Consider the following 5,101-nt stretch of genomic DNA (forward strand, 5'->3'; position numbering starts at 1 on the left):
GCCTCTTGCGCTGCTGCTCTCAGAGAACAGCGTGAGCGATGCTCAGCGTGCTGCGTAGTACTCGACGACGAGCTGCACTTCACAGGTCACGGGGACCTCGGCGCGCTTCGGACGACGAACCAGACGCGACTGGAGCTTGTCGAGCTCGACCTCGAGGTAACCCGGAACGGGCGGCAGAACCTCGGCGTGACCGCCGGCTGCTGCCACCTGGAAGGGCTCGGTGCCCTCGCTCTTGGGCTTGACGTGGATGAGCTGACCCGGCTTCACGCGGAACGACGGGCGGTCGACGAGCTGGCCGTCGACGAGGATGTGACGGTGCACGACGAGCTGGCGAGCCTGTGCGGTGGTGCGGGCGAAGCCCGAACGCACCACGAGAGCGTCGAGACGCATCTCGAGGAGCTCGACCAGGTTCTCACCGGTCAGACCGTCGTGGCGACGGGCCTCGTTGAACGTGTTGCGCATCTGCTTCTCGCGGATGCCGTACTGCTCGCGCAGACGCTGCTTCTCACGCAGACGGACGGCGTAGTCGCTGTCTGCCTTGCGCTTGGTGCGGCCGTGCTCACCCGGAGCGTAGGGACGCTTCTCGAGGTAGCGGGCGGCCTTCGGGGTGAGCGGGATGCCGAGGGCACGACTCAGACGCACCTTGCGGCGGTCCTGGGACTTCGTGGTCACGAAGCTGTCCTTCCGATGACGTGGTCGCGACTTTCACGACTCACGGACGTATCGTCCGCGTCCTGCCTTGGAGCGCACGCCGGGGCGCCAGCAAGGTGTGGTGTGAACGAGGAGATGCCCGAAAACACGGTTTCGAGCCGCTCAAGTCTAACAGATCGCGGCTCCGCGCCTGATCGCGCGGGTCACCGGTCGCCGAGGATGCGGCGGATGCGCTCCAGTCGCGAACCGATGTCGCGCTCGGCACCCAGGTTCTTCGGCTCGTAGTAGTGCTTACCGTCGAGCTCGTCGGGCAGATACTGCTGCGCCACCACGCCGTACTCGCTGTCGTGCGAGTAGACGTAACCGCGCCCGTGCCCGAGGCGCTTGGCGCCCGGATAGTGCGCGTCGCGCAGGTGCAGCGGCACACGTCCGAAACCTCCGGAGCGGATGTCGGCGATCGCGGCATCGATCCCCACATAGGCGGCGTTCGATTTCGCGGTGGTGGCGAGGTACACGGTCGCCTCGGCAAGCGGGATCCGCCCCTCCGGCATGCCGATGAACGCGACCGCGTCGGCAGCGGCGACCGCGATGACGAGACCCTGAGGATCGGCGAGACCGACATCTTCCGACGCGGAGATCACCAGGCGCCGGGCGATGAACCGCGGGTCCTCCCCCGCCTCGATCATGCGCGCGAGGTAGTGCAGCGCCGCATCGGGGTCGGACCCTCTGATCGACTTGATGAACGCACTGATGACGTCGTAGTGCTCGTCGCCCTGCCGGTCGTAGCGCAGAAGCGCCTTGTCGACGGCCTGGGCGACGTCGTCGGCGGAGACCTCCGGTACTGCCGCAGCGGCGTCCGCCTCGGCCGATCCGCTGTCCTCGCCTTCGTCGGAGCCGGCCTCCGCGGAGGATGCGTGCGAGAGGGCGACAGCAGCACCGGCCTCGAGACCGGTCAGCGCGCGCCTGGCGTCCCCCGAGGCGAGCCGGATCAGTGCGGCGCGAGCTTCGGCGCTCAGCGCCACGGCCCCGTTCAGCCCCCGTGCGTCGACGACGGCACGATCCACGAGTACACCGATGTCATCGTCGGTGAGCGGCTGGAGCGTGAGCAGCAGGGAACGGGACAGCAGCGGAGAGATCACCGAGAACGAGGGGTTCTCGGTGGTCGCGGCGATCAGGATCACCCACCCGTTCTCGACGCCGGGCAGCAGAGCGTCTTGCTGCGCCTTCGTGAACCGGTGGATCTCATCGAGGAAGAGGATCGTGGTCTGACCGTAGAGGTCGCGCTGCGTGATCGCCTCCTGCATCACCTCGCGCACGTCTTTGACGCCGGCGGTGATGGCGGACAGCTCGACGAAGCGGCGCCCGGACGAGCGCGCGATCGCCTGCGCGAGCGTGGTCTTTCCGGTGCCCGGCGGCCCCCAGAGGATGATCGAGACCGCTCCGGGCGAAGTCGCCTCCGGATCGGCAAGGGCGACGATGGGAGACCCTGCACGCAACAGGTGCCGCTGCCCCGCGACCTCGTCGAGCGAGATCGGGCGCATGCGCACGGCGAGAGGCGTCTGCCCGGAGAGCAGCGCGGCAGGGGACGTCATCCCTCCAGGCTACCGGCGGCCCCCGACACTTCGGGCGATCGGGCAGCTCCCGGTAGGCTCTCAGGCGACGCTGCGCACCGGCGTCGGAACGGGAGATCCAGGGCATGGCCGCACGCGGTTCCAAGAACGCACAGTCACGTACCGCGGCAGAGCGCGCACGACTGCACACCGCGCGCACCCAATGGCACGAGGGGCAGATCCGGCGCCGCGTCCGGGACAACACGATCGCCGCGATCGTCGGCGGCCTCATCGTCGTCGCCGCGATCGGCAGTCAGGTCGTGCACGCGCAGGTGACCGCACCCGAGCCGACTCCGACGCCGACCGTCGAGCCGACGACGGCTCCCACCGACGCACCCACGGAGAGCCCGGCACCGCTCCCCTCCGAGAGCCCCGCCGAGTAGCTCCCCGGGCCGACCGTTCTCGCTAACCGCGGCTCGGCAGCACGTAGGACGACGGGTCCGCTTCGAGCCGGGCGCCGACCAGGGTGTGCAGAGCCGGGTACGCCGAGGCGTCGCCGACCAGGATCCCCCCGAGCAGCGTGTGCGCATCACCTGCCAGCACCAGTTTCCGGTACACCCCGGCGACGGGATCCGCGTAGAGCACGTCGACCGCGTCCGGCGTCCGTGCGAGCGCGTCCCCGAAGCTCGCCACATCGACACCCGCCAGGGTGATGGCAGCGGATTCGTCGAACCCGGCGAACCTCGCGTCGTGTCCGAGAACGCGCCCCACTGCGACTTCGGCCATGTCGCGGGCCGGAGCGACCAGACCGAATCGGCGTCCGTCGAGACTGGCGACCTCGCCGATGGCCAACACCGATGGATCCGAGGTCCGGCAGGTGTCGTCGATGACGATGCCTCCGTAGGGATGAACCGCGATCCCGGCATTGCGGGCGAGCTCGTCGCGGGCTCGCAACCCGACCGTGAACACGACGACGTCGACACGTTGGAAGGAGCCGTCCTGGAACTCGATCGCCGTGACGACGCCGGACTCGTCAGGATCCAGCCGCGTCACGCGTGTCCCCGTGCGCACCGCGATCCCCCGCGCCTGCAGATGGCGCTTCACGATGCTTCCCGCGGTGCCGTCGAGCTGCGCCTCCATCAGCCGATCCGCGTACTGCACCACCGTGGCATCGACCCCGATCGCCTGCAAGGCCCCGGCGGCCTCGAGCCCGATGGGGCCTCCGCCGACGACCACCCCGCGCAGATCACGTTCGAGCTCCGACGCGCGTGCGCCCACGAACGCACGGAGCGCCTCGGCATCTTCGACGGTGCGATAAGAGAAGCAACCGGGTAGTCCCGCACCCTCGACCGCCACCCGACCGGCGGAGGCCCCGGTCGCGAGCACCAGCGTGTCGTAGCGCTGCAGGCGACGCGAACGGGTGCGCACGGTCTTCGCCCGCCGGTCGATGTGCAGCACGCGATCGTCGACGACCAACTCGACGCGGTCATCCTCGAACGCGTCGAAGGGCAAGGGGAGATCGTCGGCCGACCCGCCGAGGAACAGCTCTCGAAGGCGGGTGCGGTCGTACGGTCGGCGGCCCTCATCGCCGATCACCGTGACCCGCACGTCGTCGCCCGCCCGCTGCATGAGCTGTTCGACGAAGCGCTGCGCGGCCATCCCCGCACCGACGACGACGATCTCGGTGGCGAGCGGATGATTCATCGGTACAGCTCCTGTCGGCGGCGATCGTGCCGTAGCGCTGAGGCTATGCGGACTGTGTTTCCCGGATGTCACGCGAGGTGTTTCACGCCGCGAACGATCGCATCACGGATGGATAACGACCGCGCATCTCACACCTCGCTGAAGGGGAAGTGAGAGATTCGCACCACAGACGTAACGTCCGGTGCGGCCCGCGGAAACGAGGCTCCCGCATGCTCGAGTCAGTCGAGCATCCGTGCTCCCGTCCCCGTGGAGGTCCTGTGTCCTACATCAAGCCCGCCGAACTCGCCACACGCATGGTGGATGCCGGCGCCTACAAGCTGCAACTGTCCACCCGCGACACCCTGATCCGCGCCTTCATGGGCGCGGCACTCCTCACGATCGCGGCTGCCTTCGCGGTCACGGTCTCGACACAGACCGGTCAGCCGTTGCTGGGCGCCGTCCTGTTCCCGGTCGGGTTCGTGATGCTGTATCTGCTCGGTTACGACCTGCTCACCGGCGTGTTCACCCTCGGACCGCTCGCTGTGCTCGACCGCCGCCCCGGTGCCTCGTTCGGCGCACTGATGCGCAACTGGGGGCTCGTCTTCCTCGGCAACTTCGGCGGTGCCCTCCTGGTCGCGATCCTGATGGCCGTGTACTTCACCTACGGGTTCTCGACCGCGCCCAGTGCCGTGGGCGAGGCCATCAGTGAGATCGGCCACGGGCGCACGGTCGGATACGCGGATCACGGCGCCGCAGGCATGCTGACGCTCTTCATCCGCGGTGTGCTGTGCAACTGGATGGTTTCCACGGGCGTGGTCCTGGCGATGGTGTCGGACAGCACGATCGGCAAGATCGTCGCGATGTGGCTGCCGATCATGCTGTTCTTCTACATGGGCTTCGAGCACTCGATCGTGAACATGTTCCTGTTCCCCTCCGGACTCCTGATGGGTGCCGACTTCACCGTCTGGGATTACCTCGTCTGGAACGAGCTGCCGACGGTCGTGGGGAACCTCGTCGGAGGGCTGCTCTTCGTCGGCCTGCCGATCTACTACACGCACGGCCGCCCGAAGGCTCGGGCCGCCCGCGAAGCGCGTCGCACCGAGCGCCGGTCCCGCGTGGAGGTCGTCACGACGGCCGCAGCGGAGGAGCCGGTGCAGGGCCTCGGCACCAGCGCGGCTGAGCGCGAACCGTCCCGGGTCTGAGGGGAATGCACGCCC

At 68.6% G+C, this 5,101-nt stretch carries 5 protein-coding genes; 2 read left to right on the forward strand and 3 right to left on the reverse strand.

Annotated features, from left to right (window positions below):
* Positions 1-42: 42 nt before the first annotated feature.
* Together rpsD and ACNPM4_RS15625 are read right to left on the reverse strand one after the other, a co-directional pair.
* Positions 43-672 (reverse strand): 30S ribosomal protein S4, encoded by a 630-nt coding sequence (gene rpsD, locus ACNPM4_RS15620; protein ID WP_029263334.1) that lies wholly within the window; start codon positions 670-672, stop codon positions 43-45.
* A 182-nt stretch (positions 673-854) separates the two neighbouring features.
* Positions 855-2,243 carry a replication-associated recombination protein A gene (locus ACNPM4_RS15625; RefSeq protein WP_105709965.1) on the reverse strand — a complete coding sequence of 463 codons (1,389 nt, stop codon included), beginning with the start codon at positions 2,241-2,243 and terminating at the stop codon, positions 855-857.
* 104 nt (positions 2,244-2,347) lie between these two features.
* On the opposite strand from ACNPM4_RS15625, the gene ACNPM4_RS15630 reads away from it, so the two are divergent.
* Positions 2,348-2,644 carry a hypothetical protein gene (locus ACNPM4_RS15630; protein WP_262000963.1) on the forward strand — a complete coding sequence of 99 codons (297 nt, stop codon included), beginning with the start codon at positions 2,348-2,350 and terminating at the stop codon, positions 2,642-2,644.
* Between the two features lie 22 nt (positions 2,645-2,666).
* Here the strand turns inward: ACNPM4_RS15630 and ACNPM4_RS15635 are convergent, their stop codons facing one another.
* Positions 2,667-3,905: an NAD(P)/FAD-dependent oxidoreductase gene (locus ACNPM4_RS15635; RefSeq protein WP_448986288.1), complete on the reverse strand. Its 1,239-nt coding sequence runs from the start codon at positions 3,903-3,905 to the stop codon at positions 2,667-2,669.
* 257 nt (positions 3,906-4,162) lie between these two features.
* Here ACNPM4_RS15635 and ACNPM4_RS15640 point away from each other — a divergent pair, with 257 nt between their 5' ends.
* On the forward strand, positions 4,163-5,086 hold the full coding sequence (locus ACNPM4_RS15640) for a formate/nitrite transporter family protein (protein ID WP_448986289.1): 924 nt from the start codon (positions 4,163-4,165) through the stop codon (positions 5,084-5,086).
* The last annotated feature ends 15 nt before the right edge of the window (positions 5,087-5,101 follow it).

The sequence above is a fragment of the Microbacterium umsixpiens genome, assembly GCF_053543675.1.